Source organism: Enterobacter cloacae complex sp. HYC080_NIDB (genome assembly GCF_056673325.1).
Genome location: NZ_CP114212.1, coordinates 2,892,233 through 2,918,233 on the forward strand (window position 1 = coordinate 2,892,233; position 26,001 = coordinate 2,918,233).

At 54.9% G+C, this 26,001-nt stretch carries 21 protein-coding genes; 11 read left to right on the plus strand and 10 right to left on the minus strand.

Annotated elements, in window-relative coordinates:
- The first annotated feature begins 335 nt into the window (after positions 1 to 335).
- A complete protein-coding gene (ompA, locus tag O1723_RS13840; protein WP_014883252.1) occupies positions 336 to 1,391 on the plus strand; it encodes a porin OmpA in 1,056 nt (351 codons plus the stop codon).
- A 64-nt stretch (positions 1,392 to 1,455) separates the two neighbouring features.
- Here ompA and matP read toward each other — a convergent pair whose 3' ends face one another.
- Positions 1,456 to 1,908 carry a macrodomain Ter protein MatP gene (matP, locus tag O1723_RS13845; RefSeq protein ID WP_023332611.1) on the minus strand — a complete coding sequence of 151 codons (453 nt, stop codon included), beginning with the start codon at positions 1,906 to 1,908 and terminating at the stop codon, positions 1,456 to 1,458.
- Between the two features lie 186 nt (positions 1,909 to 2,094).
- Between matP and O1723_RS13850 the strand changes: the two genes are divergently transcribed.
- Together O1723_RS13850 and fabA are read left to right on the plus strand one after the other, a co-directional pair.
- The gene (locus O1723_RS13850) at positions 2,095 to 3,855 is read left to right on the plus strand and encodes an AAA family ATPase (protein ID WP_014883250.1); all 1,761 of its coding nucleotides are present in this window, start codon (positions 2,095 to 2,097) and stop codon (positions 3,853 to 3,855) included.
- Positions 3,856 to 3,923: 68 nt separating this feature from the next.
- Positions 3,924 to 4,442 (plus strand): bifunctional 3-hydroxydecanoyl-ACP dehydratase/trans-2-decenoyl-ACP isomerase, encoded by a 519-nt coding sequence (gene fabA, locus O1723_RS13855; protein ID WP_000227926.1) that lies wholly within the window; start codon positions 3,924 to 3,926, stop codon positions 4,440 to 4,442.
- A 71-nt stretch (positions 4,443 to 4,513) separates the two neighbouring features.
- Here fabA and rmf read toward each other — a convergent pair whose 3' ends face one another.
- The 6 genes from rmf to rlmKL form a co-directional block, all read right to left on the minus strand.
- Positions 4,514 to 4,681, minus strand: a complete 168-nt coding sequence (gene rmf, locus O1723_RS13860) for a ribosome modulation factor (RefSeq protein WP_013097261.1) — start codon at positions 4,679 to 4,681, stop codon at positions 4,514 to 4,516.
- A gap of 256 nt (positions 4,682 to 4,937) precedes the next feature.
- Positions 4,938 to 5,504, minus strand: coding sequence for a membrane integrity-associated transporter subunit PqiC (gene pqiC, locus O1723_RS13865; RefSeq protein ID WP_014883249.1), 567 nt, complete (start codon positions 5,502 to 5,504; stop codon positions 4,938 to 4,940).
- A complete protein-coding gene (gene pqiB / locus O1723_RS13870; RefSeq protein ID WP_014883248.1) occupies positions 5,501 to 7,141 on the minus strand; it encodes an intermembrane transport protein PqiB in 1,641 nt (546 codons plus the stop codon). Before pqiB ends, pqiC begins: the two co-directional genes overlap by 4 nt.
- A gap of 4 nt (positions 7,142 to 7,145) precedes the next feature.
- Positions 7,146 to 8,399 carry a membrane integrity-associated transporter subunit PqiA gene (gene pqiA / locus O1723_RS13875; RefSeq protein WP_014883247.1) on the minus strand — a complete coding sequence of 418 codons (1,254 nt, stop codon included), beginning with the start codon at positions 8,397 to 8,399 and terminating at the stop codon, positions 7,146 to 7,148.
- Between the two features lie 13 nt (positions 8,400 to 8,412).
- On the minus strand, positions 8,413 to 10,320 hold the full coding sequence (locus O1723_RS13880) for an ABC transporter ATP-binding protein (RefSeq protein ID WP_014883246.1): 1,908 nt from the start codon (positions 10,318 to 10,320) through the stop codon (positions 8,413 to 8,415).
- Positions 10,321 to 10,332: 12 nt separating this feature from the next.
- Entirely contained in the window at positions 10,333 to 12,441 is a 2,109-nt protein-coding gene (gene rlmKL / locus O1723_RS13885) for a bifunctional 23S rRNA (guanine(2069)-N(7))-methyltransferase RlmK/23S rRNA (guanine(2445)-N(2))-methyltransferase RlmL (RefSeq protein ID WP_023332608.1), read from the minus strand.
- Between the two features lie 98 nt (positions 12,442 to 12,539).
- On the opposite strand from rlmKL, the gene O1723_RS13890 reads away from it, so the two are divergent.
- Positions 12,540 to 13,649 carry a YcbX family protein gene (locus tag O1723_RS13890; RefSeq protein ID WP_248190784.1) on the plus strand — a complete coding sequence of 370 codons (1,110 nt, stop codon included), beginning with the start codon at positions 12,540 to 12,542 and terminating at the stop codon, positions 13,647 to 13,649.
- Here the strand turns inward: O1723_RS13890 and zapC are convergent.
- Together zapC and pyrD are read right to left on the minus strand one after the other, a co-directional pair.
- Positions 13,646 to 14,188 (minus strand): cell division protein ZapC, encoded by a 543-nt coding sequence (gene zapC, locus O1723_RS13895; RefSeq protein WP_014883243.1) that lies wholly within the window; start codon positions 14,186 to 14,188, stop codon positions 13,646 to 13,648. The genes O1723_RS13890 and zapC overlap by 4 nt on opposite strands.
- A 165-nt stretch (positions 14,189 to 14,353) precedes the next feature.
- Positions 14,354 to 15,364, minus strand: a complete 1,011-nt coding sequence (gene pyrD / locus O1723_RS13900) for a quinone-dependent dihydroorotate dehydrogenase (RefSeq protein WP_014883242.1) — start codon at positions 15,362 to 15,364, stop codon at positions 14,354 to 14,356.
- A gap of 249 nt (positions 15,365 to 15,613) precedes the next feature.
- Between pyrD and ssuE the strand changes: the two genes are divergently transcribed.
- From ssuE to ssuB, 5 genes are read left to right on the plus strand one after another with little or no spacing between them, the layout of a single operon-like run.
- Complete coding sequence (gene ssuE / locus O1723_RS13905; protein WP_014883241.1) at positions 15,614 to 16,189, plus strand: NADPH-dependent FMN reductase; 576 nt, start codon at positions 15,614 to 15,616, stop codon at positions 16,187 to 16,189.
- Entirely contained in the window at positions 16,182 to 17,144 is a 963-nt protein-coding gene (locus O1723_RS13910) for a sulfonate ABC transporter substrate-binding protein (protein ID WP_014883240.1), read from the plus strand. Before ssuE ends, O1723_RS13910 begins: the two co-directional genes overlap by 8 nt.
- Positions 17,141 to 18,286, plus strand: a complete 1,146-nt coding sequence (gene ssuD, locus O1723_RS13915) for an FMNH2-dependent alkanesulfonate monooxygenase (RefSeq protein WP_014883239.1) — start codon at positions 17,141 to 17,143, stop codon at positions 18,284 to 18,286. Before O1723_RS13910 ends, ssuD begins: the two co-directional genes overlap by 4 nt.
- A 9-nt stretch (positions 18,287 to 18,295) precedes the next feature.
- Positions 18,296 to 19,087 carry an aliphatic sulfonate ABC transporter permease SsuC gene (gene ssuC, locus O1723_RS13920; RefSeq protein ID WP_014883238.1) on the plus strand — a complete coding sequence of 264 codons (792 nt, stop codon included), beginning with the start codon at positions 18,296 to 18,298 and terminating at the stop codon, positions 19,085 to 19,087.
- Positions 19,084 to 19,854 carry an aliphatic sulfonates ABC transporter ATP-binding protein gene (ssuB, locus tag O1723_RS13925; RefSeq protein ID WP_014883237.1) on the plus strand — a complete coding sequence of 257 codons (771 nt, stop codon included), beginning with the start codon at positions 19,084 to 19,086 and terminating at the stop codon, positions 19,852 to 19,854. The genes ssuC and ssuB overlap by 4 nt, the downstream gene beginning before the upstream one ends.
- A gap of 102 nt (positions 19,855 to 19,956) precedes the next feature.
- Here the strand turns inward: ssuB and pepN are convergent, their stop codons facing one another.
- Positions 19,957 to 22,569 (minus strand): aminopeptidase N, encoded by a 2,613-nt coding sequence (gene pepN / locus O1723_RS13930; RefSeq protein WP_014883236.1) that lies wholly within the window; start codon positions 22,567 to 22,569, stop codon positions 19,957 to 19,959.
- Positions 22,570 to 22,823: 254 nt separating this feature from the next.
- Between pepN and pncB the strand changes: the two genes are divergently transcribed.
- Both pncB and asnS read left to right on the plus strand, forming a co-directional pair.
- A complete protein-coding gene (pncB, locus tag O1723_RS13935; RefSeq protein ID WP_014883235.1) occupies positions 22,824 to 24,026 on the plus strand; it encodes a nicotinate phosphoribosyltransferase in 1,203 nt (400 codons plus the stop codon).
- Between the two features lie 165 nt (positions 24,027 to 24,191).
- Positions 24,192 to 25,592 carry an asparagine--tRNA ligase gene (asnS, locus tag O1723_RS13940; protein ID WP_014883234.1) on the plus strand — a complete coding sequence of 467 codons (1,401 nt, stop codon included), beginning with the start codon at positions 24,192 to 24,194 and terminating at the stop codon, positions 25,590 to 25,592.
- The last annotated feature ends 409 nt before the right edge of the window (positions 25,593 to 26,001 follow it).

The following is a 26,001-nucleotide window of genomic DNA, read 5'->3' on the forward strand; positions in this document are numbered from 1 at the left end:
GGAATTTTTTTTGACCGCAAGATACGGATTTAGTTCCCGGCGTCAAAATTGCGGCAAGGCGCGTCTGGAGCGGTTCTCCTTAATTTTACTGCACAAAATTCGTTCTAAAAATGTTAAATAATAGGTATACGGAACTTTTTTTTTCATATGCCTGACAGACTTCACACTTGTAAGTTTTCAGCTACGTTGTAGACTTTACATCGCCAGGGGTGCTCGGCCTAAGCCGAAGATATCGGTAGATTTATATTTGACCACGCCCCCCGGTGAAGGATTTAACCGTGATTCTCTACTTGAGACATTCATGGCGAATTTTGGATGATAACGAGGCGCAAAAAATGAAAAAGACAGCTATCGCGATTGCAGTGGCACTGGCTGGCTTCGCTACCGTAGCGCAGGCCGCTCCGAAAGATAATACCTGGTATGCAGGTGGTAAACTGGGCTGGTCTCAGTTCCACGACACCGGCTGGTACAACAGCAGCCTGAACAATGATGGCCCTACTCACGAGAGCCAGCTTGGTGCAGGTGCGTTCGGTGGCTATCAGGTTAACCCGTATGTTGGTTTTGAAATGGGTTACGACTGGTTAGGTCGTATGCCATACAAAGGCGACAACGTTAATGGCGCTTTTAAAGCTCAAGGCGTACAGCTGACCGCTAAACTGGGTTACCCAGTAACTGACGATCTGGACGTGTACACCCGTCTGGGTGGTATGGTATGGCGCGCTGACTCCAGCAACAGCATCGCTGGCGACGACCATGACACCGGTGTTTCCCCAGTATTCGCTGGTGGCGTTGAGTGGGCTATGACCCGTGACATCGCTACCCGTCTGGAATACCAGTGGGTTAACAACATCGGCGACGGTGCTACCGTTGGCGTTCGTCCAGACAACGGCATGCTGAGCGTAGGTGTTTCCTACCGTTTCGGCCAGCAGGAAGATGCAGCACCAGTTGTTGCTCCAGCGCCGGCTCCAGCTCCAGAAGTACAGACCAAGCACTTCACTCTGAAGTCTGACGTTCTGTTCAACTTCAACAAAGCAACTCTGAAACCAGAAGGCCAGCAGGCACTGGATCAGCTGTACACCCAGCTGAGCAACCTGGATCCTAAAGACGGTTCCGTAGTGGTTCTGGGCTTCACCGACCGTATCGGTTCTGACGCTTACAACCAGAAACTGTCTGAGAAACGTGCTCAGTCTGTTGTTGATTACCTGATCTCTAAAGGTATCCCAGCTAACAAGATCTCCCCACGTGGTATGGGCGAATCTAACCCAGTTACTGGCAACACCTGTGACAACGTGAAAGCTCGCGCTGCACTGATCGACTGCCTGGCTCCAGATCGTCGCGTAGAGATCGAAGTTAAAGGCGTTAAAGACGTTGTAACTCAGCCAGCGGCATAAGTTATCGTCTTATAAAAAAACCCCGCAATGCGGGGTTTTTTATTGTCTGAAGAAAAACACAAATCTACTTTTTGCCCAGCAACGCCTGAAGGTCGTTTTTTAGCGACGACATTTGGTTAGCATACTTCTCTTTATGTTCGGCATCCTCAATCAACTGCACGATGGTTTCCGACAGCGTTTTACCACGCCGTTGCGCCAGCCCAGCCAGACGCTGCCAGACCACGAACTCCAGATCGATTGATTTTTTACGCGTGTGCTGATGCTCAGCATTAAAATGCCGTTTGCGTCGCGCGCGGATCGTTTGCTTCATCCGGTTTAACAACGCGGGATTGATGTGTTTCTCAATCCAGCCGTTAACCTGTACCGGTTCATTCTCGAGGGTCAGCAAAATATCCACGGCTTCTTGTGCAGCGCTGGCTTCGATGTAGCAGGTGATCAGCTCCCCTTCACGGTGCTTTTTGACCAGGTACTTCCATTTCCAGCCGCTTTCGAGATTTTCCAGTTGTTGATATTTCATTGCGATCTCAGTGTTACCACGTAACTCTGTTCAGAATATCAGTTTTTTGGCAATCTGCTGAAAAGAAATCATATCCTGTGAGTCAATGCAGCCATTCCCGCTGTCGAAATACCCAATCCTGCTTGGGTAGATCCCCCCGCTTACGGTATACTCCACGCTTTTACATCTGACTAAAAAACATCAACTTTGACGATTACGAAACTTGCATGGCGTGACCTTGTTCCGGATACCGAGAGCTATCAGGACCTGTTTTCACAGCCCGAACTCGCAACAGAACATCCATTCATCCTTAGCGATACGCAACCCCGTTTGCATTATGCGCTGGAGCAGGCGTTAAGCCCATGGGCGACATCGCCCTTCATGCTGCTGAAAGCCCCCGAAGAGGCGGAATATCTGACGCTTCTCGGGGACGCTATGCGCCAGTTGCGCCCGGAAGCGAACGCGGTCTTTGGCGGCCAGTATCGTATCGCGGGAGATAAGATCGCCTTCGAACCGGCGGACCAGGCCGATGACCGTTTTGCAGCGACAGGTGAAGTCATTACCGCTAACTGGGTCGAGGCTGAACAACTCTTTGGCTGTCTGCGTCAGTTCAATGGTGAGCTTTCACTGCAACCGGGTCTGGTACATCGCGCAAACGGCGGCGTGCTGATCATCTCTCTGCGCACCCTGCTCTCGCAGCCGCTGCTGTGGATGCGCCTGAAAACGATTGTGACCCAGCAACGCTTTGACTGGGTCGGTTACGATGAGTCTCGTCCTCTGCCGGTCTCCGTGCCTTCAATGCCGCTGTCGCTGACCGTCGTGCTGACGGGCGATCGTGAATCGCTGGCTGACTTCCAGGAAATGGAGCCGGAACTGGCTGAGCTGGCGGTTTACAGCGAATACGAAGACAACATCCAGGTAGCCGATGCTGATGACATGGCGCAGTGGTGTCAGTGGGTGCTGGCCGTTGCGGAACGCTTTGCATTGCCAATGCCTGCCGCTGACGCGTGGCCGGGTTTGATCCGCGAAGCGGTTCGTTATACCGGTGACCAGGAAACCCTGCCGCTCAGTCCACTCTGGATAGGAAAGCAGCTGCGTGAAGTGGGTGTGATCAGCGGTAAAGGTGCGTTTACTGGCGAACAGCTCACGCAGATGCTGGCGCAGCGTGAGTGGCGCGAAGGCTATCTTGCTGACCGTATGCAGGATGAAATTCTGCTGGAACAAATTCTGGTCGAGACCGAAGGTGAACGCGTCGGCCAGATTAACGCCCTGTCCGTGATTGAATTCCCTGGCCACCCGCGCGCGTTCGGGGAACCCTCACGCATCAGTTGTGTTGTGCATGTTGGCGATGGCGAGTTCACCGATATTGAACGCAAAGCCGAGCTGGGTGGCAACATTCACGCCAAAGGCATGATGATCATGCAGGCGTTTTTGATGTCTGAGCTGCAGCTTGAGCAGCAAATCCCCTTCTCCGCCTCGCTGACGTTTGAACAATCCTATAGCGAAGTGGATGGCGATAGCGCCTCTATGGCGGAGCTCTGCGCCTTGATCAGCGCCCTGGCAGACGTGCCGATCAACCAGAACCTCGCGATCACCGGTTCGGTCGATCAGTTCGGTCGTGCTCAGCCTGTTGGCGGTCTGAACGAAAAAATTGAAGGCTTCTTCTCTATCTGTCAGCAGCGTGGTTTAAACGGCAAACAGGGTGTGATTATTCCAGCACCCAATGTACGCCATTTAAGCCTTAGCCAGGCTATTCTGGACGCGGTTGAGCAGGAACAATTCGCCATCTGGGCCATCGAAGGGATTGAGGATGCACTACCCTTACTGACAAACCTGGTATGGGATGGCGAGGGGCAGACGACCCTGATGCAGACCATCCAGGAGCGAATTGCTCAGGCGACACAGCAAGATGCTCGCCACCGTTATCCATGGCCGTTACGCTGGCTGGGCTGGTTTAATTCAAACTGATCGGACTTGTTCAGCGTACACGTGTTAGCTATCCTGCGTCCTTCACTAAAATAAGGCTTACTGAGAACATGGTAGATAAACGCGAATCCTATACAAAAGAAGATCTTCTTGCCTCTGGTCGCGGTGAACTGTTTGGCGCGAAAGGCCCACAGTTACCGGCCCCGAACATGCTGATGATGGACCGTGTCGTGAAAATGACCGAAACCGGCGGCAACTTCGATAAGGGTTACGTAGAAGCAGAACTCGATATCAACCCGGACCTGTGGTTCTTCGGTTGCCACTTCATTGGCGATCCGGTAATGCCTGGCTGCCTGGGCCTGGATGCCATGTGGCAGCTGGTTGGCTTCTATCTGGGCTGGCTGGGTGGTGAAGGCAAAGGCCGCGCACTGGGCGTGGGCGAAGTGAAATTCACCGGCCAGGTTCTGCCTACAGCGAAGAAAGTGACCTATCGTATTCACTTCAAGCGCATTGTTAACCGTCGCCTGATTATGGGCCTGGCGGATGGCGAAGTGCTGGTAGATGGTCGTCTGATCTATACCGCGAACGACCTGAAAGTTGGCCTGTTCCAGGACACTTCCGCATTCTGATTTTGCGTTAAGCCCTCCCTGAAAGGCGAAACCTCCGCAGTGCGGAGGTTTCTTTCTTTAAAGAGACGTTATCAGGCAATGAGTGCCCTGTCGCCGATGGCTTCTCGCCAGCCTCCAAGCCATTGTGACCTTTGATTTATCGTCTGATAAGGACACATTTCTTTAGAACGTCCAGCGATGCCGGCCTGATAACCACGTTGATGAGCCCGTTCCAGGCGATCTCGTTTCTGTCTCTTCATGCCTCGTTTCCCTCATTTTTTTGTCTGGTGGAAAGAAAACAGTGTCTGCACTAAATGTACAGGCACAGATAACGAATACCCCGAATTCATTGCAGCGTCAATGTTCAAAATTCATACGGGTGTCATATTTGTGAGCTAGCCAGAAGATCATTTGTACAAAAAGTGTGACCCGGCACAAGTAACAACCTGAAGCCAAAACGAAAAAAAAACCGCAATCAGCGACAGGCTAACTGCGGTTTTTGATGATGAATTTTACTTATGGCAGCCGGGAAATCTCCCTGGCGATACTGGCTGACTCCTGCGCCCAACCCTGAGCAAGGACTTTCACCATTTCATCATAGCCATCTTTCTGCTGCTTCAGTTCCAGATGGAAAGGACGTTTAATCAGCTGTCCCTGATGATTCAGCAGCCACTCTCCGCTGATGATAACGGCACCGTCATACCGACCATGGAAGCCCGTTACCGTGACGTTCAGCGTATCCTGATCGCTACCCAGTGGCTGGGAAGCGACAACCCAGCCCGGAAGCTGGCTGCTCAGATTTGCCACCAGCGTATTGCGCAATTGCTGATCCAGCGGGCTGGCCCACAGGTTATTGTTGGCGATGGTGTACTGTACATCGCTGGTCTGGTAGACCACCCCGTTGCCGGCCAGGTAGTCCGGCACGGCAACTTGCTCAACCCACAGCAGACGGTTGCCTTGCGAAGCGGTACTCTGGGTACCTGCCTGCGCCATCAGCGGTAGCTGATAGTAGCTTTTCGTTTCACTGCCTGAGCTACAGGCCGTGAGTACCATCGCTCCTACAATCGCTAGCCATTTTTTCATTGTTTCGCCCTCTTCGGCTCAGGATCCTTTTTATCTTTCGCTTCAAACACCAGCGCGTTGCTCTTCTCGTTGAGCGTTTTCAGAACCGGCTGCAGTTCGCGCAAGACCTGATCAAGACGCTGCATATCTGCCACCATCTTGTTGTACGCCGCCGAGCCTGGCTGGAAGCCCTGCATACTGCGGTTCAGCTCGCGCAGCGTTTTCTGCATATCCTGCGGCAACTGCTGCATGCTCTGGCTTGCAGTGAGCTTATTGATGTTATCCAGCGTGGTTTGCAGGCGTTGCATCGTCGCCTGGCTCTGATGTAACGAACCTGTCGCGGCTTCAATCATTGGGTTCAGCGGCAGATTGTTAATCTTATCCAGCGTTTCCATCAGACGCTGCTGGATCTGAGCCAGTCCGCTGCTCACGGTTGGGATGATTTTATAACCACCGAATTCACGAATGCCGGTAATCGGCGGTGCTTTCTGATAGAAATCCATATCCACATACAGCGCGCCGGTCACCAGGTTGCCGGTCTTCAACGACCCGCGCAGACCACGTTCCATCAGTTGAGAGATATGCGTGGCAATATCCTGGTTCTCGCCAATCTGGTTGATCAGACGTTCTGGTTCGATACGAATCAGCACCGGAATGCGGTAATCATCATCCAGGACCTGCTGCAGACCAGGCACAAAGAACGGTACTTGCCCAACCGTACCGAGACGAATGCCGCGGAACTCAACCGGCGCCCCCGGCTGCAGGCCACGAACGGAGTCTTTAAAGAACATCAGGAAGTCAACGTGATCGGTGTAGAGCGCATCCTGAATGCTTTTTTGATCGTCAAACAGGCGGAAAGCAGTGTTCTCCGCAACCGGCTGCCCCAGATCCAGACCTTCCGGCACGTCAAAACTTACGCCACCGCCAAACAGCGTTGTCAGGGAGCCCATTTCAACACGCATGCCTGCCGAGGTCAGATCGACCGCGATGCCGCTGTCTTTCCAGAAACGGACATTGCTGGTGACCAGACGATCGTTAGGTGCATTGATGAACAGCTGATAGCTGATGGACCTTTTCTGTGGGTCAAACGTGCTTTTCTCAACCGAACCCACACGATAACCGCGGAACAGCACCGGATCGCCCGCCGTGAGCTGACCCGCTTTTTTACTGTCTAAAATCACGCGGATACCTTTTGCATCCGGCGGAGCTAGCGGCGGTGAATCCAGAAGCTGATATTGCCCCGGCTGGTTACCTTTTGTTCCCGGCTGGAGTTCAATATAGGCACCTGAAAGCAGCGTTCCTAAGCCGCTGATCCCTTCACGCCCCACCTGCGGTTTAACCACCCAGAAAACAGAATCGCCATGCAGTAGTTTTTCCATGCCGGCATTCAGGCGCGCCTTGATCTCCACATGGGTTAAATCGTCGGTCAGGGTTGCGCTTTCCACCACGCCCACATCCACGCTGCGGCTTTTGATGGTTGTTTTACCGCCCTCAATCCCCTCGGCATTGGTGGTAATCAGCGTCACTTCCGGTCCCTGATGGCTGTAATGATAAAACAGGATCCAGGCACCGATCAGCGCCGTCACGATGGGGAAAATCCACACCGGTGACCAGTTTTTGACCTTCTGCACTTTCGCCTCTCCACTCTTATTTTCCATGCTCTTACTCTTCCTCATGGCTTGATTCAGGCTCACGATCCCACGATAAACGAGGGTCGAAGGTCATGGCCGCAAACATGGTCATAATCACGACCAGCGCAAACATTAAAGCCCCCATCGCGGGATAAATACTCATCAAACCGCCCATCCGCACCAGCGCAGAGAGAACGGCAATCACAAACACGTCGATCATTGACCAGCGACCAACAAACTCGACCACCTCATAAATCAGATGCATGCGTTCGCTGTCGCGCTTTCCGTGACCTTTTGCATCCCAACAGAGCCAGGCAATGGCGATCATTTTTAAGGTGGGTACCATAATACTGGCGATGAAAATCACGCCGGCGACCGGGTAGGATCCTTCGCCCCAGAGCAGGATCACCCCCGCGAGGATCGTCGAGGGCATTTTGTCACCGAGCAGGTCGGTGATCATAATCGGCAGAATATTGGCGGGCAGATACAGCATGACGGATGTCACCAGCAGCGCCATTGTCCACTGCAGGCTGTTCTTGCGACGGACGTGGCCTTTCGTTTCGCAGCGCGGACACACGTCGAGATCGGCGGGCAGCACGGCGGTACAGCACGGGCAGGAACGCAGCCCCTGGCGGATACCCGGCACACCGACCTTCACCGTCTGTGCAAGCGTCGGTGCAGGAGCGATATCGTCCCACGCCCAGCGCCTGTCCACGCACTGGAAGGCGCGCAGCTGCAGGACGCAATACAGGCACCAGGGCACAAAGCTACTGCCAATCCCGACATCGCCATACGCCATCAGCTTCACGAAACTGACCAGTATCCCGGCCAGAAAGATCTCAGCCATCCCCCAGCTTTTGAGCTGGAAAAGGACACGCGCGAGCCGGATTTTCAGTGATGTCGGCATCCTGACGCGGTTGACCAGCAGAAGAATGACCACCAGGCAAAACGCCGGGACTATCTGGACAAACAGCAGAAAAAAGGTGCCGAGGCTGGCGTAATCTTCCGAGAACATCACGCCCGGGATTTCAAGCAGATCCACCTGGCTTGTCATCCCCCCCACCTTCATATAGATGAAGGGGAAGAGATTGGAGAGCAGCAGCATAAATAATGCCGCCAGTGCGTAAGCAGTGGGACGCTGCCTTGGCGCGTCCCACTCGGTCGTCAGCGTTGCGCCGCAACGTGGACACAGGGCTTTATGTCCGTGACCCAGCTCTGGCAACGCCACGAGCATATCGCATTGCGAGCATAATATATGCCTGTCGGCATGGTGCTGGTCACACATATGTTATCCCTGTTTATGCGCCGTTCTTCAGAGACTCAAGGTACTCCCAGCGCTCAAATGCTTCTTCCAGGGCTTTTTCAGCCGCGGACAGTTCAGCCAATACTTTCTGAGTATAGTCATGCGACTGGGTAAAGAATGAGGCATCAGCAACCTGTGCCTGAAGATCTTCAAGCGCCGCCTCCAGCTCTTCCAGACGCTGAGGAAGCCCCTCCAGTTCGCGCTGCAGGTTATAGCTTAGTTTAGCCGAGCTTTTCTTGACTGTTTCTGCTTTTGTTACAGCAGGTTCAGCACTTGTTTTGGACTTTGACTGCTTTTGCGCCAGAGACTGTGACTGCTGCCCTTTTGCATCGTGGTACCCGCCCACATACTGTCCAATTCGCCCTTCCCCTTCGAAGATCCAGCACTCGGTCACGGTATTATCAACGAACTGACGATCGTGGCTGACCAGCATCACGGTTCCCTGGTACCCGTCGATCAGCTCCTCCAGCAATTCCAGCGTTTCGACATCCAGATCGTTCGTCGGTTCATCGAGGATCAGCAGGTTGCTTGGCTTCAGGAACAGACGTGCCAGCAACAGGCGGTTACGTTCCCCGCCGGACAGGGCGCGAACCGGCGTCATCGCACGTTTCGGATGGAACAGGAAGTCCTGCAAGTAGCCCAGCACATGGCGCGGCTTACCGTTTACCATGACCTCCTGCTTACCTTCAGCGAGGTTATCCATTACCGTGCGGTCCGGATCCAGCTCCGCGCGGTGCTGGTCGAAGTAGGCCACTTCAAGTTTGGTGCCGCAGTGAATACGGCCGCTGTCAGCCTGCAACTGGCTCAGCATCAGCTTCAGTAATGTGGTTTTGCCGCAGCCGTTGGGGCCAATCAGCGCAATTTTGTCGCCGCGCTGGACCTGAGCAGAGAAATCTTTTACCAGCACTTTGCCGTCAACCTGATAGTTAACGTTTTCCATTTCGAAGACAATCTTGCCGGAGCGGGATGCCTCTTCAACCTGCATTTTGGCGCTGCCCATCACTTCGCGGCGTTCGCTGCGCTCGCGGCGCATCGCTTTCAGGGCACGCACACGGCCTTCGTTACGGGTACGGCGGGCTTTGATGCCCTGGCGGATCCAGACCTCTTCCTGCGCCAGTTTGCGGTCAAACTCAGCATTCTGCAGCTCTTCCACGCGCAGGTTTTCTTCTTTCTCCAGCAGATAGGTATCGTAATCGCCAGGATAGGTGACCAGCTTACCGCGGTCGAGATCGACAATACGGGTCGCCATATTGCGAATAAACGAACGGTCGTGCGAGATAAAGATGATGGTGCCGCTGAAGGTTTTCAGGAACCCTTCCAGCCAGTCAATGGCTTCGATATCCAGGTGGTTCGTCGGTTCGTCCAGCAGCAGCACTTTCGGCCCGCTGACCAGCGCGCGGCCCAGGGCCGCTTTACGCAGCCAGCCGCCGGAGAGCGCAGACAGCTCCATATCCGCTTCCAGACCAAGCTGTGCCAGCACTTCATTAATGCGGTTTTCAAGCTGCCACAGGCCGTGGTGATCGAGCATCTCCTGCACTTTTGCGAGCTCATTGAGATTCTTGTCGCTCGGGTCGGTCATGACCAGATGCGAAATCTCGTGATAGCGCTTCAGGTATTCCGCCTGCTCAGAGATCCCCTCCGCCACGAAGTCGTACACGCTGCCGGTGACATGGCGCGGCGGGTCCTGCTGGAGGCGGGAGACAATCAGATCCTGCTCGTACACGATGCGGCCGTCATCCAGCCCCTGCTCGCGGTTGAGGATTTTCATCAGCGTGGATTTACCCGCGCCGTTACGGCCCACCAGACAGACGCGTTCGTTATCTTCGATATGCAGCTCTGCATTATCGAGAAGCGGTGAGTCACTGAAAGAGAGCCACGCGCCGTGCATACTAATTAAAGACATTTACTTTTCCTTTCAGACCGCGGTAATCAACCAGCAGTTATGGATTTGACGGTTACGGGCGAAGTCCTGAGACAGCGTTTTTTGGCTAATTTCTTGTGCTTTCAGTCCCAGGGCTGCTAAACCGTCGTGATCCATACGGAAGCCGCGTTTGTTGTTCGAGAACATAATGGTGCCGCCTTTACGCAACAGGCGCTTCAGGTCGGTCATCAGGCGCAGGTGGTCGCGTTGAACGTCAAAGCTATCCTCCATGCGCTTAGAGTTGGAGAAGGTCGGCGGATCGATAAAGATCAGGTCGAACTGTTCATCGGTATCACGCAGCCAGCCCAGCACGTCGGCCTGCATCAGGCGATGCTGGCGCCCGGTTAAACCGTTCAGACGCAGGTTACGCTCGGCCCACTCCAGGTAGGTACGCGACATATCCACGGTAGTGGTGCTGCGCGCGCCGCCGAGGCCGGCATGCACACTCGCGCTGCCGGTATAGGAGAACAGGTTGAGGAAATCTTTCCCCTTGCTCATCTGGCCGAGCATACGGCGGGCGATACGGTGGTCAAGGAACAGACCGGTATCGAGATAGTCGGTCAGGTTAACCCACAGGCGGGCGTTATATTCGCCCACTTCAATGTAGTCACCCTTCTCGCCCATCTTCTGGTACTGGTTTTTGCCCTTCTGACGCTCGCGGGTTTTCAGCACCAGCTTGTTCGGCGCAATGCCCAGCACGGCGATGGTGGCCGCAATCACGTCCAGCATACGCTGGCGCGCTTTTTGTGCATCAATGGTTTTTGGCGGAGCATATTCCTGAATGACAACCCAGTCGGCGTAGCGATCAACCGCCACGTTGTACTCCGGCAGGTCGGCATCGTACAGGCGGTAACATTCAATCCCTTCCTGTTTCGCCCACTTCTCGAATTTCTTCAGGTTCTTGCGCAGACGGTTGGCGTAATCTTCCGCCACGCCGGTTGGCTTACTGTCCGCCGCTTTTTCTGCCAGATGGTAGTTTTTCTGCACACAGTCCAGCGGACCGTTTTTTGCTTTAAACTGACGATCGGCGCGCAGTTGCAGACAGCTCAACAGCTCCGGCGACGCGCTGAACAGAGACAGATTCCAGCCGCCAAAATAGTCTTTCATATTGCGGCCCAGCAGGCTGTGCAGGGCGATCAGCGCCGGTTCGCTGTCCAGACGCTCACCGTATGGCGGGTTACTGATGACGGTACCGTACGGGCCTTTCGGCAGCGGGTTGGTCAGGTTCGCGACATCTTTCACGTCGAAGGTGACCAGCTCACCGATACCCGCTCGACGGGCGTTGCTTCGCGCACGTTCAATCACGCGCGGGTCGCTGTCCGAACCATAGAAATGCGAGGTGTACTCTGCCAGGCCTTTACGCGCACGGCTCTGCGCGTCATCTTTGACCTCTTTCCAGAGGGCTTCATCATGCTGCGCCCAGCCTTTAAAGCCCCAGTGACCGCGGTGCAGCCCTGGCGCACGGTCGGTAGCCAGCATTGCGGCTTCAATCAGCAGCGTACCGGAACCACACATCGGATCGAGCAGCGGTGTGCCCGGCTGCCAGCCGGAGCGCATCACAATGGCTGCGGCAAGGGTTTCTTTGATCGGCGCCATCCCGGTGCGATCGCGATAGCCACGTAAATGCAGACCCGCGCCGCTCAGATCGAGAGAAATGCTCGCCGTGTCGCCGTTCAGCCAGACGTTGATACGCAGGTCCGGATTTTCGCGATCGACATTAGGGCGTTCCTTATTCTTGCGGGTGAAGCAGTCCACAATGGCGTCTTTCACGCGCAGCGCACCGTACTGACTGTTGCGGATCTCATCGTTCACGCCGTTGAAATGCACCGCAAAGGTGGCATTTGGGGTGAAGATCTCTGTCCAGTCGATCATCTGTACGCCGGTATAGAGGTCAAGGTCGCTATAGACCTTGCACTCCTTCATCGGCAGCATGATGCGCGACGCCAGACGGCTCCACATCAGGCTCTGGTAAATAAGCCGCGTGTCGCCCTCAAAATGGACACCACCCTGAACTACCTGGCACTCTTGCGCACCCAGGGCTTCCAGTTCAGTTTTTAACAGCTCTTCCAGCCCACGGGCCGTACTGGCAAACAGAGAATTCATATCGTCACTTTTACTCTTAGAAAATTGTCGCGCATTATAGCTAATATGGCGTGTATGTCATAAAGTTGAAGGCTTATTTTCATTTGCGGGAGTATGCAGTGGCGACGTTATCCAGGCTTTTTATTCATCCGGTGAAATCCATGCGCGGCATTGGCGTTTCTCACGCACTGGCAGACATGAGCGGATTTGCCTTCGATCGTATTTTTATGATCACCGAGCCTGACGGTACGTTCATCACCGCGCGCCAGTTCCCGCAGATGGTTCGCTTTACCCCTTCCCCGCTTCATGACGGATTGCATTTGACCGCGCCGGACGGTTCCAGCACGGTGATTCGCTTTGCTGATTTTGCGCCCGTCGACGCGCCAACGGAAGTCTGGGGTAACCATTTTACCGCGCGCATCGCCCCGGAAGAGATTAACCGCTGGCTAAGCGGCTTCTTTTCCCGCGACGTGCAGCTGCGCTGGGTGGGGCCTGAACTGACGCGCCGCGTGAAGCGCCACGATGCCGTTCCGCTTTCCTTCGCCGACGGCTTCCCGTTCCTGCTGACCAACGAGGCATCGCTGCGTGATTTACAAAACCGCTGTAAAGCCAGCGTGCAGATGGAGCAGTTCCGTCCGAACCTGGTGGTAACCGGTGCCGATGCGTGGGAAGAAGACACCTGGAAAACGATCCGCATTGGTAGCGTCATCTTTGATGTCGTCAAGCCGTGCAGCCGCTGTATCTTTACCACCGTGAGTCCGGAAAAAGGGCAAAAGCACCCCTCTGGCGAACCGCTGAAAACGCTGCAATCGTTCCGCACCGCCCAGGATAACGGCGATGTCGATTTCGGCCAGAACCTGATCCCCCGCTCCAGCGGTGTGATCCGCGTGGGCGATGAGGTCGAAATCCTCGCCCGCGGACCTGCGAAAGTGTACGGCGCCGGTCAGGAAGAAGAAAGCGTTGAAGTTGAGACGAACGTCGCCTCTGCCGTGGATATTCACTGGCAGGGCAAAATTATTCGTGGCAACAATCAGCAGGTGCTGCTGGAGCAACTGGAACAGGCCGGTATTCGCGTACCGTATTCTTGTCGTGCGGGAATCTGCGGATGCTGTCGCATCAAGCTGGTAGAGGGAGAAGTGACAGCGCTGAAGAAATCGGCAGTGGGAAACGACGGCACAATTCTGTGCTGTAGCTGCGTACCGAAAACATCCGTACAGCTGGAAGCTTAAACCGCCTGTTCGAGGCTGAAGGAATCGACACGCACCTGTGGCTTCAGCCTGTCATTCATGACTTTGATCGCATCCCCTAACTGCATTACACGCCCGGCAATCGTCACGCCGGGTTGTGCCAGCAGACAAAGCGCAGCATTTTCGCCCGGCTCCACCACTAACAAACTCACCTCTTCGGCGGTATCGCTCAGATTGACGCTGGCCGCATCACCCGTTGCTGGCGTCCAGTTCATGTCGTGCGGCAGGAAATGCCAGCTTTTCGGCATTTGCGGTTTCAGGAAACGAATCGCCACCAGCGCATTTAATACCAGCTCGGCACGCTGCTCTTTAGAGAGCACCAGATCGCGACATTTTTCTTCAAAGGAGAAATAAAGTGCAGCATCGTCAACGCAAAAGCCCGAGGGTGAAAACGCGTCCGGGGTTAACATTCGGCGGGCAAAACGAGAACGAAACAACATGCCATTGGCTAAATCGAGCATCATACGATCGTGCTCGTCGCAAAAATACCAGCGCCAGTTATCGTCAGGTTTAATTCGCATGTTTCTCTCCCGTCCCCAAACGTCCTGTACTAAAAATGTCCTGATTGTCGCTTCGTTTATAACATCATTAATAAAAGACCAGAATGTCTAAATAAGCAACAGTGACGGAATATAAAACAACCAGGGCTGGAAATAAAGCCCTGGTTGTCTGATTAAGAGAAAAGATTAGATATGCGTAACGATTTCTTTAATCAGCGGCGGTCCTTTAAAAATAAAGCCGGAATAGATTTGCACCAGCGATGCCCCTGCCGCCATCTTCTCGCGCGCAGCAATGACCGAATCGATACCGCCGACACCAATAATCGGCAAACGCCCTTTTAATTCTGCAGACAGAGCACGAATAATTTCGGTGCTTTTTAATTGTACCGGACGGCCACTTAACCCACCCGCTTCGTCACAGTTTTTCATTCCCTGAACGAGGGAGCGATCGAGCGTCGTATTGGTCGCAATAACACCATCAATATTATGGCGAACTAAACTGTCGGCAACCTGGATCAATTCTTCAGGCGAAAGATCCGGTGCGATCTTCACCGCGACCGGAACATATTTATGGTGGATCGCCTGCAGTTCATTTTGTTTATTTTTAATGGCGCTGAGAAGATCGTCCAGCGCTTCGCCATATTGTAAAGAACGCAGGCCCGGGGTATTCGGCGATGAAATATTCACCGCGATGTAACCGGCATAGGCGTAGACTTTTTCCATACAAATCAGATAGTCATCTTTACCTTGCTCAACCGGCGTGTCTTTATTTTTACCGATATTAATGCCCAGCACCCCATCGAAATGGGCTTTTTTCACGTTCTCGACCAGGTGATCAACGCCGAGATTATTAAAGCCCATGCGGTTGATCAGCCCTTCGGCTTCCACCAGGCGGAACAAACGCGGCTTATCATTTCCCGGCTGTGGACGCGGGGTAACGGTACCGATTTCAATGGAGCCAAAGCCCATTGCGCCCAGGGCATCAATGCACTCGCCGTTTTTGTCCAGACCGGCCGCCAGACCTAGCGGGTTTTTAAAGGTCAGACCCATGCACTGCACAGGTTTTTCCGGCACATTCTGGCGCACCAGAGCCGCCAGAGGCGTTCCGGTAATGCGACGTAATTGCTGGAATGTCAATTCATGAGCGCGCTCAGGGTCGAGCTGGAAAAGGGCTTTACGAACGAAGGGGTAGTACATGAACTCTCCTGGATTCCCGGTGTGCAAACCGGGAGGGGATTATGGGCGATCCCGCTGCGAAAAGGAATTGACCTGCGGCAAAAAAATCAGCGTAAAACGCAAACGTTTACCTCCCGATCTCTTTCTTATGCACTTTTTCGCATTTTAATTGCAGATAAATCATTTAGTGGAATAACCGCGCGGTGTCACACTCCTGAAAATTGTTATGAATGTTAGATAAAAGCAAACAATTGGTTATAAGGAGGAAGTATGCGCGTCATTACCCTGGCCGGAAGTCCACGATTCCCTTCGCGTTCCAGCGCCCTGCTGGAATATGCCCGTGAAAAGCTCAATGCGCTGGATGTGGAAGTGTGCCACTGGAATCTGCATAACTTCGAACCCGAAGATTTGCTGTACGCCCGTTTCGACAGCCCTGCGCTGAAAACCCTCACAGAGCAACTGAAAGAGGCAGACGGTTTAATCGTGGCGACACCGATCTATAAAGCCTCTTTTTCTGGCGCACTGAAAACCCTGCTCGATCTACTGCCGGAGCGCGCGTTGGACGGCAAAGTGGTGCTGCCGCTGGCAACGGGCGGAACGGTTGCCCATTTACTGGCGGTGGATTATGCCCTGAAACCGGTCCTGAATGCCCTGAAAGCACAAGAGATTCTCCATGGGGTTTTCGCGGACGATTCGCAGGTCATTGATTATCAACACAAGCCGCACTTTACGCCGAATCTGCAAACGCGCCTCGATGCTGCGCTGGAAACCTTCTGGCACGCGCTGCATCGCCGGGATATCCAGGCACCTGCGTTTGGCCAGCCTCAAGGAGTCGCACATGTTTAAAACCTTAACCCGCCTCGGGCTGGCTGGCCTGATGGCCTTGACCGGGCTGGCTCAGGCCGCAGAAACAGCGCCGGACAGTTTACGCATTGGCTATCAGAAAGGCAGCGTCAGTATGGTGCTGGCAAAAAGTCACCAGCTTCTGGAAAAACGCTTCCCGGACACCAAATTTGCCTGGATCGAGTTTCCTGCCGGCCCTCAAATGCTGGAAGCCTTAAACGTAGGCAGTATCGATCTTGGCAGCACAGGCGATATTCCGCCGATATTCGCCCAGGCTGCGGGGGCGGACCTCGTTTATGTCGGCGTTGAACCGCCTAAACCGAAGGCCGAAGTCATTCTGGTGCCTGAAAATAGCGAGATTAAAAGCGTTGCCGACTTAAAAGGTCATAAGGTCGCTTTTCAGAAAGGCTCCAGTTCACACAACCTGCTGCTGCGCGCTTTACAGGAGGCCGGGCTGAAATTCACGGACATTCAGCCCGTTTACCTGACCCCAGCCGATGCACGTGCCGCGTTCCAGCAGAAGAATGTTGATGCCTGGGCTATCTGGGATCCGTACTACTCCGCAGCATTACTGCAAGGAGGCGTGCGTGTGCTGAAGGATGGCACGACGCTGAAGCAGACCGGCTCGTTCTACCTCGCCGCGCGTCCTTACGCGGAAAAGAATGGCGCATTTATTCAGAGCGTACTGGATACCTTTACGCAGGCCGACACGCTGACCCAAAGCCAGCGTCAGGAAAGTATTGCGCTGCTGGCGAAAACCATGGGCTTACCTGAACCGGTGATTGCGAGCTACCTCAGCCACCGTCCGCCGACCACCATTTCACCCGTGGATGCGCACGTCGCCGCGCTACAGCAACAAACCGCTGACCTCTTCTATCAAAACCGCCTGGTGCCAAAACAGGTCGATATTCGCGAACGCATCTGGCAACCCGCAGGCAAAGAAGGAGCTAAATCATGAGTCTGAATCTTTTCTGGTTTTTACCCACCCACGGAGATGGCCACTATCTTGGCACTGAAGAGGGTTCCCGCCCGGTTGACCATGGCTACCTGCAGCAGATTGCACAGGCGGCGGACCGCATCGGTTTCACCGGCGTGCTGATCCCAACCGGGCGTTCATGTGAAGATGCCTGGCTGGTCGCCGCGTCGATGATCCCGGTCACCCAGCGTCTGAAGTTCCTGGTTGCGTTACGTCCAGGCGTGGTCTCCCCCACCGTGGCGGCGCGTCAGGCGGCAACGCTGGACAGACTCTCCAACGGTCGCGCCCTGTTTAACCTGGTGACGGGCAGCGATCCTCAGGAACTGGCAGGCGATGGCGTGTTCCTCGACCACACCGAGCGCTATGAGGCTTCTGCCGAGTTCACCCGCGTCTGGCGGCGCCTGCTTGAAGGTGAAACCGTCACCTTCGAAGGCAAGCATATTCACGTTCGTGACGCCAAACTCTACTTCCCGCCAGTGCAGCAGCCGCGCCCACCGCTCTATTTCGGCGGGTCGTCAGATGTAGCCCAGGATCTGGCCGCCGAGCAGGTCGATCTGTATCTGACCTGGGGCGAACCGCCTGAGCTGGTAAAAGAGAAAATTGCCCAGGTGCGCGCAAAAGCGGACGCCCATGGCCGCAAGGTGCGCTTCGGTATTCGTCTGCACGTGATTGTTCGCGAAACCACTGAAGAGGCCTGGCGGGCGGCAGACCGTCTGATATCCCATCTGGACGATGAGACCATCGCAAAGGCGCAGGCCGCGTTTGCCAAAACCGACTCCGTCGGACAGCACCGAATGGCATCCCTGCACAACGGCAAGCGCGAGAAGCTGGAGATCAGCCCGAACCTGTGGGCAGGCGTTGGCCTGGTGCGCGGCGGTGCGGGCACGGCGCTGGTCGGGGACGGCCCGACCGTGGCAGCGCGGATTAATGAATACGCGGACCTCGGTATCGACAGCTTTATTCTCTCCGGTTATCCGCACCTGGAGGAGGCCTACAAAGTGGGCGAGCTGTTATTCCCGCATCTGGATGTGGCCATCCCGGAAATACCGCAGCCACAGCAGCTTCAGCTGCAGGGAGAAGCGGTGGCAAACGAATTTATCCCTCGAAAAGCCGCGCAAAGCTAAGGAGTGACCATGTCTGCCACCTCACAAAAATGGCTGCTGCGCGCCGCGCCGTGGTTTTTACCCGTCGGCATTGTGGCTCTCTGGCAGCTCGCATCATCCACCGGCTGGCTGTCGAGCCGTATTCTGCCCTCTCCTGAGGGCGTTGTAGAAGCGTTCTGGTCGCTGAGCGTCAGCGGTGAGCTGTGGCAGCATCTGGCGATCAGTTCCTGGCGCGCGGTGATTGGGTTCTCTATTGGCGGCAGCATCGGCCTGGTGCTGGGGTTGATCAGCGGTCTTTCCCGCTGGGGTGAGCGGCTGCTGGATACCTCCATTCAGATGTTGCGTAACGTGCCGCATCTGGCGCTGATCCCGCTGGTCATTCTGTGGTTTGGGATTGATGAGAGCGCGAAGATCTTCCTCGTGGCGCTGGGCACGCTGTTCCCGATTTACATTAATACCTGGCACGGCATCCGCAATATCGATCGCGGCCTGGTGGAGATGGCGCGAAGCTATGGCTTGTCGGGTTTTTCGCTCTTTCTACACGTGATCCTGCCGGGCGCCCTGCCCTCCATCATGGTCGGGGTGCGTTTTGCCCTCGGCCTGATGTGGCTGACGCTGATTGTCGCGGAAACCATTTCGGCTAACTCTGGCATCGGCTACCTGGCGATGAACGCCCGCGAGTTCCTGCAAACGGACGTCGTGGTGGTTGCCATTATCCTTTATGCCCTGCTCGGCAAACTGGCCGACGTCAGCGCCCAGTGGCTGGAACGCAGCTGGCTACGCTGGAACCCGGCGTATACCCTTCAGGAGGCGAAAGCATGAATACGGCACGACTGAATCAGGGGACACCGTTACTGCTAAACGGCGTGACCAAACGCTACGGCGAAAACACCATTCTTAACGCGCTGGATCTGCATATTCCCGCCGGGCAGTTTGTGGCCATTGTCGGGCGCAGCGGCGGCGGCAAGAGTACGCTGCTGCGCCTTCTGGCCGGACTGGAATCCCCTAACGGCGGCGACATTCTGGCAGGGACAACGCCGCTGGCCACTATTCAGGACGATACCCGCATGATGTTTCAGGATGCGCGACTGCTGCCCTGGAAGACGGTGATTGATAACGTCGGGCTGGGGCTCAAAGGACACTGGCGGGATGAAGCCCGTCAGGCGCTGGCCGCCGTCGGACTGGAAAACCGCGCCGGTGAATGGCCTGCTGCGCTGTCGGGTGGGCAGAAGCAGCGCGTGGCGCTGGCACGGGCGTTGATTCATCGTCCGGGCCTGCTGTTGCTTGATGAGCCGCTCGGCGCGCTCGACGCCTTAACGCGGATCGAAATGCAGGATCTGATTGAATCCCTGTGGCAGACGCATGGATTCACGGTTCTGCTGGTCACGCATGACGTCAGCGAAGCCGTGGCGATGGCCGACCGGGTGCTGTTAATAGAAGACGGAAAAATTGGTCTGGATCTGACGGTGGATCTTCCACGGCCTCGTCGCGTGGGTTCTGCGCGGCTGGCCGAACTGGAAGCTGAGGTGTTGGATCGGGTGATGAAGCGCGGGGGAACGGAGTTACAGCGAGTTAAGGCTAATGCCTGATGCCCTCACCCCGGCCCTCTCCCACAGGGAGAGGGAGAAAACACAAAAAACGGCAACCTGGGTTGCCGTTTTGCTTTTACCTGCCCACCGGGCTTTTTTACATCACGCTAAGGCTTTCGCGATCTTCTCGTACAAATCGCCGGACAGGTTTTCCAGCCCTTTCAGCTGTTCAAGCGCGGCGCGCATTTTCGCCTGACGCTTCGCATCGTAGCGTTTCAGACGGATCAGCGGCTCAATCAGACGCGACGCCACCTGCGGGTTACGGCTGTTCAGTTCGGTCAGCATTTCTACCATGAACTGATAACCGCTACCGTCCTCCGCGTGGAACGCGGCCGGGTTGCTGCTGGCAAACGCACCAATCAGGGAACGTACGCGGTTCGGGTTACTCATGGTGAACGAACGGTGCTTCAGCAGGCTGCGGACTTTGCTGAGCGCATCGGCCGCCGGGCTGGTCGCCTGCAGAATGAACCATTTGTCCATCACCAGACCATCCTGGTGCCACTTGTCGTCGTACTCCTGCATCAGCGCATCGCGGCACGGCAGTTCAGCGGCAACGCTCGCCGCCAGCGCGGCCAGCGCGTCGGTCATATTGTCCGCTTTATGATACTGCGTGCTCACCAGCGTGTTCGCCAGCTCGGTTTCACCAAACGCCAGATAACGCAGGCAGGTGTTACGCAGAGAACGTTTACCAATGTCCGCGTGCTCAACGCGATAAGCATCAAGCTTATTGGCGTTATAGATGGCGAGGAATTCGTCCGCCAGTTCAGCAGCCAGCGTGCGGGTCAGCGCTTCACGCACGGCCACGATGGCAATCGGGTCAATGATGTCAAACAGCTCGGCAATTTCAGTTGCCGACGGCAGGGTCAGAATTTCAGCCGCCAGCGCCGGATCAATAGATTCATCCAGCAGGATCGCACGGAATGCGTCTGCTACATGCACCGGTAGCGTCAGCGGCTGGCCCTGCTGATAACGGTTCACGTTCAGCTTGATGTAGGTCGCCAGCAGACTCTGCGCGGCATCCCAGCGGGAGAAATCGTTGCGGGCGTGACGCATCAGGAACGTCAGCTGCTGATCGCTCCACTTGTACTCCAGCTTCACCGGGGCGGAGAATTCGCACAGCAGCGCAGGCACCGGCTGGAAATAGACGTTATCGAAGATAAAGGTCTGCTCTGCCTGGGTTACGTTCAGTACGTGGTGTACCGGATGACCGCCCTTCTGCAGCGGGATCACTTTGCCTTCGTTGTCATACAGCTCAATGCTGAACGGAATGTGCAGCGGATGTTTTTCTTCCTGCTCGGCGGTTGGCGGCGTGCGCTGGCTGATGGTCAGGGTGTATTGCTCGGTTTCCGGGTTGTAGTCGTCTTTAACGGTGACAATCGGCGTCCCGGCCTGGCTGTACCAGCGGCGGAAGTGCGAGAGATCCACGTTAGAGGCATCTTCCATCGCCTGCACAAAATCGTCACAGGTCGCCGCGCTGCCGTCATGACGCTCAAAATAGAGTTGCATCCCTTTCTGGAAGTTCTCTTCGCCCAGCAGGGTGTGGATCATACGGATAATTTCAGCGCCCTTCTCATACACCGTCAGGGTGTAGAAGTTGTTCATCTCAATGACTTTATCCGGACGGATAGGGTGCGCCATTGGGCTGGCATCTTCCGCAAACTGCAGGCCGCGCATAGTGCGGACGTTGTTGATACGGTTTACCGCACGAGAGCCCAGATCGGAGCTGAACTCCTGATCGCGGAAGACGGTCAGTCCCTCTTTCAGGCTCAGCTGGAACCAGTCACGGCAGGTGACGCGGTTACCGGTCCAGTTATGGAAATACTCGTGGCCGATGACGCGTTCGATATCAAGGTAGTCTTTATCGGTAGCGGTGTCGGTACGTGCCAGTACGTATTTGGAGTTAAAGATGTTGAGACCTTTATTCTCCATCGCGCCCATGTTGAAGAAATCGACGGCGACGATCATATAGATGTCGAGGTCGTATTCGAGGCCGAAACGTTCTTCGTCCCACTTCATGGAGTTGATGAGCGAGGTCATCGCCCACGGTGCGCGGTCAAGGTTGCCACGGTCAACAAACAGCTCCAGCGCCACTTCACGCCCGGAGCGAGTTTTGAACGTATCGCGCAGCACATCAAAATCACCCGCCACCAGCGCAAAGAGGTAGCACGGTTTCGGGAACGGATCCTGCCACTGCACCCAGTGACGACCATTTTCCAGTTCGCCCTCACCGACGCGGTTACCGTTGGAGAGCAGGAACGGATAAAGCGTTTTATCGGCGATGATTTTTGTCGTGAAGCGCGCCAGGACGTCCGGGCGGTCCAGGTACCAGGTGATATGGCGGAAACCTTCGGCTTCACACTGGGTACACAGAGCCACGCCTGACTGGTAAAGCCCTTCCAGCGCCGTGTTGGCTGAAGGGCTGATTTCATTCACGATGCGCAGCGTAAAGCGTTCCGGCAGGTTGTCGATGACCAGCTGGTTGCCTTCTTCTTTATAGTCTGACCAGGGTTCATCATTAATATGCAGGGAGACCAGCGTCAGGTCTTCGCCATCGAGACGCAGCGGCACGGCAGTCGCACTGTGGCGCGTCACCTGACTCACCGCCGTCACGACGGTTTTTGTGGCATCCAGGTCAAACGTCAGGTCGATATCGCTAATCAGGTATTCCGGCGCACGGTAGTCGTGGCGGTATTTGGCTTGTGGCTGTTGTGTCATAGAAAACCTTATGCATCGTTTGTCGAGTAACGTTTCAATATATTCCTGTTGCGCAAAACGCGCTATGCAGAATGTTCATCTTTTCAGGCAGAAACACCTTTTTCGCTACATTTGTATAACACGGGGCACAAAATGCCCTCGACCATAAAGTGTGCTTATGTTGTGATCGGGGTTCAATAAATCACTAAACAAGGTATACTCCGGAGTTGTTTATTGTACTAAACGCTCCCGTGAGAGGATGCTACAGCGCACCTATGACTCAATTCGCTTCTCCGGTTCTGCATACGTTGCTGGATACCGACGCGTATAAACTGCATATGCAGCAAGCCGTTTTCCACCATTACTATGACGTTCACGTCGCGGCGGAATTCCGCTGCCGTGGTGACGATTTGCTCGGTATCTACGCAGACTCCATTCGTGAACAGGTCGATGCGATGCAGCATCTGACGCTGCAGGACGATGAATACCAGTGGCTTTCTGGCCTGCCTTTCTTTAAAACCGATTACCTGAACTGGCTGCGTGATTTCCGCTATAAGCCGGAGCAGGTCACCGTGACCAACGAGAACGGCAAGCTGGATATTCGCCTTGAAGGTCCGTGGCGGGAAGTGATCATGTGGGAAGTGCCGCTGCTGGCAGTGATCAGCGAGTTGGCTCACCGCTACCGTTCGCCGGAAATGGGCGTCGCCCAGGCGGTCGCCTCGCTGGAAAATAAACTTGCAGCCTTCACCACGCTGACCGAAGGGCTGGATATGTCCCGCTTCCGCCTGATGGATTTCGGCACCCGTCGCCGTTTCTCTCGCGAGGTTCAGCAGGCCATCGTTAAACGTCTGCAGCAGGAGTCGTGGTTCGTGGGCACCAGTAACTACGACCTGGCGCGTCGCCTCAACCTGACGCCGATGGGCACCCAGGCGCACGAGTGGTTCCAGGCGCATCAGCAAATCAGCCCGGATCTGGCTAACAGCCAGCGCGCGGCTCTCGCCGCATGGCTTGAGGAGTACCCGAATCAACTCGGGATCGCCCTCACCGACTGCATTACGATGGATGCCTTCCTGCGTGACTTCGGACCTGAGTTTGCTGAGCGTTATCAGGGGTTACGCCACGATTCCGGGGACCCGGTTGAATGGGGCGAGAAGGCGATAGCCCATTACCAAAAACTCGGCATTGACCCGATGAGCAAGGTGCTGGTTTTCTCCGATAATCTTGACCTGGCGAAAGCGGTTGAACTTTATCGCCATTTCAACACCCGAGTGAACCTGAGCTTCGGGATTGGTACCCGTTTGACCTGCGACATTCCTCAGGTAAAACCTCTGAATATTGTGATAAAGCTGGTGGAATGTAACGGCAAGCCGGTGGCGAAACTCTCCGACAGCCCGGGTAAAACCATCTGCCATGACAAAGCGTTTGTCCGCGCATTGCGCAAAGCCTTCGATCTCCCGCAGATCAAAAAAGCCAGTTAAGCGCTTACGGGAGCCTGAAGGGCTCCCTTCCCTTATTTATTTCTCAATTCTTCTCTTTTGACTGCGAAATTTACTTGTCTGATAGCGGATGGCAGGTAACATAGATATCCCCCCATAAGGGTGGACAAGTGTTTATTTTTTCCGACTATTAACAGAGAGAATATTATGAGCGTTGTGCCTGTAGCCGACGTACTCCAGGGCCGTGTCGCCGTTGACCAGGAAGTCACCGTGCGCGGATGGGTGCGTACCCGCCGAGATTCTAAAGCTGGCATCTCCTTCCTCGCCGTCTATGACGGTTCCTGCTTTGATCCTGTACAGGCCGTCATTAATAATTCTCTGCCCAATTACAATGATGACGTTCTGCACCTGACAACCGGCTGTTCCGTCATTGTGACCGGCGTGGTTGTGGCGTCTCCGGGTCAGGGCCAGAGTTTCGAAATTCAGGCCTCTGCGATTGAAGTGACCGGCTGGGTTGAAGATCCGGACACCTACCCGATGGCGGCAAAACGTCACAGCATCGAGTACCTGCGTGAAGTGGCGCACCTGCGTCCACGTACCAACCTGATCGGCGCGGTGGCACGCGTGCGCCATACGCTGGCTCAGGCGCTGCATCGCTTCTTCGATGAGCAGGGTTACTTCTGGGTGTCTACCCCACTGATCACCGCTTCCGATACGGAAGGTGCGGGTGAAATGTTCCGCGTCTCGACGCTGGACATGGAAAACCTGCCGCGCACCCCAGAAGGTAAAGTGGACTATGACAAAGACTTCTTTGGTAAAGAGGCCTTCCTGACGGTATCCGGTCAGCTCAACGGCGAAACCTACGCCTGTGCACTGTCTAAGATTTATACCTTCGGCCCAACCTTCCGTGCTGAAAACTCCAACACCAGCCGCCACCTGGCGGAATTCTGGATGCTGGAGCCGGAAGTGGCGTTTGCTAACCTCGACGATGTCGCCGGTCTGGCAGAAGCGATGCTGAAGTACGTCTTCAAAGCGGTGCTGGAAGAGCGTCCGGACGATATGAAGTTCTTCGCTGAGCGCGTAGACAGCGATGCGGTCGCCCGTCTGGAACGTTTTGTCTCTGCCGACTTTGCGCAGGTGGACTATACCGACGCGGTTGCGATCCTCGAGAAATGCGGTGAGAAGTTCGAGAACCCGGTTTACTGGGGCGTTGACCTGGCGTCTGAGCACGAACGCTATCTGGCCGAGAAACATTTCAAAGCGCCGGTTGTCGTTAAAAACTACCCGAAAGACATCAAGGCCTTCTATATGCGCCTTAACGAAGACGGTAAAACCGTCGCAGCGATGGACGTCCTGGCGCCTGGCATCGGTGAAATCATCGGTGGTTCTCAGCGTGAAGAACGTCTGGATGTGCTGGACGCGCGCATGGAAGAGATGGGTCTCAATCCTGCGGACTACAGCTGGTATCGCGATCTTCGTCGTTACGGCACCGTTCCGCATTCAGGTTTCGGCCTGGGCTTCGAGCGTCTGATCGCCTACGTTACCGGTGTTCAGAACGTGCGTGATGTGATTCCGTTCCCGCGTACGCCACGTAACGCGAGCTTCTAAGAGCAAAAAAACAGACCATGGCCAGCATTTGCTGGCCATTATTTTATTCTGCACTGTCAGTTTTCGTCAGCGCAAAGTCAGTGTTTTTAAAGCACCACCCCGTCACAACCACTACCTGTTACGTTTTGTTTCCGAGAAACATCTAGCCACAAAAAATAAACCCTATTCTTATTGCGATTATTACACCCTCAAGCATTAGCACAATTTTCAACCACTTTTTCAGCCATCCAGAAGTCTTTTTTCGGTCATAAGAAAAAACGAATCGTTTAACATCTGTTTATAGGAATTGCCTTTATCAAAATTAATCATAAGGAATTCATATATATAGGAAACAATCTGCTGTTTAATTCGCCAGGGCGTTCTGAAATATGAGATGGTTCACAAAGTTCCGAAAAATACACATTTAGTT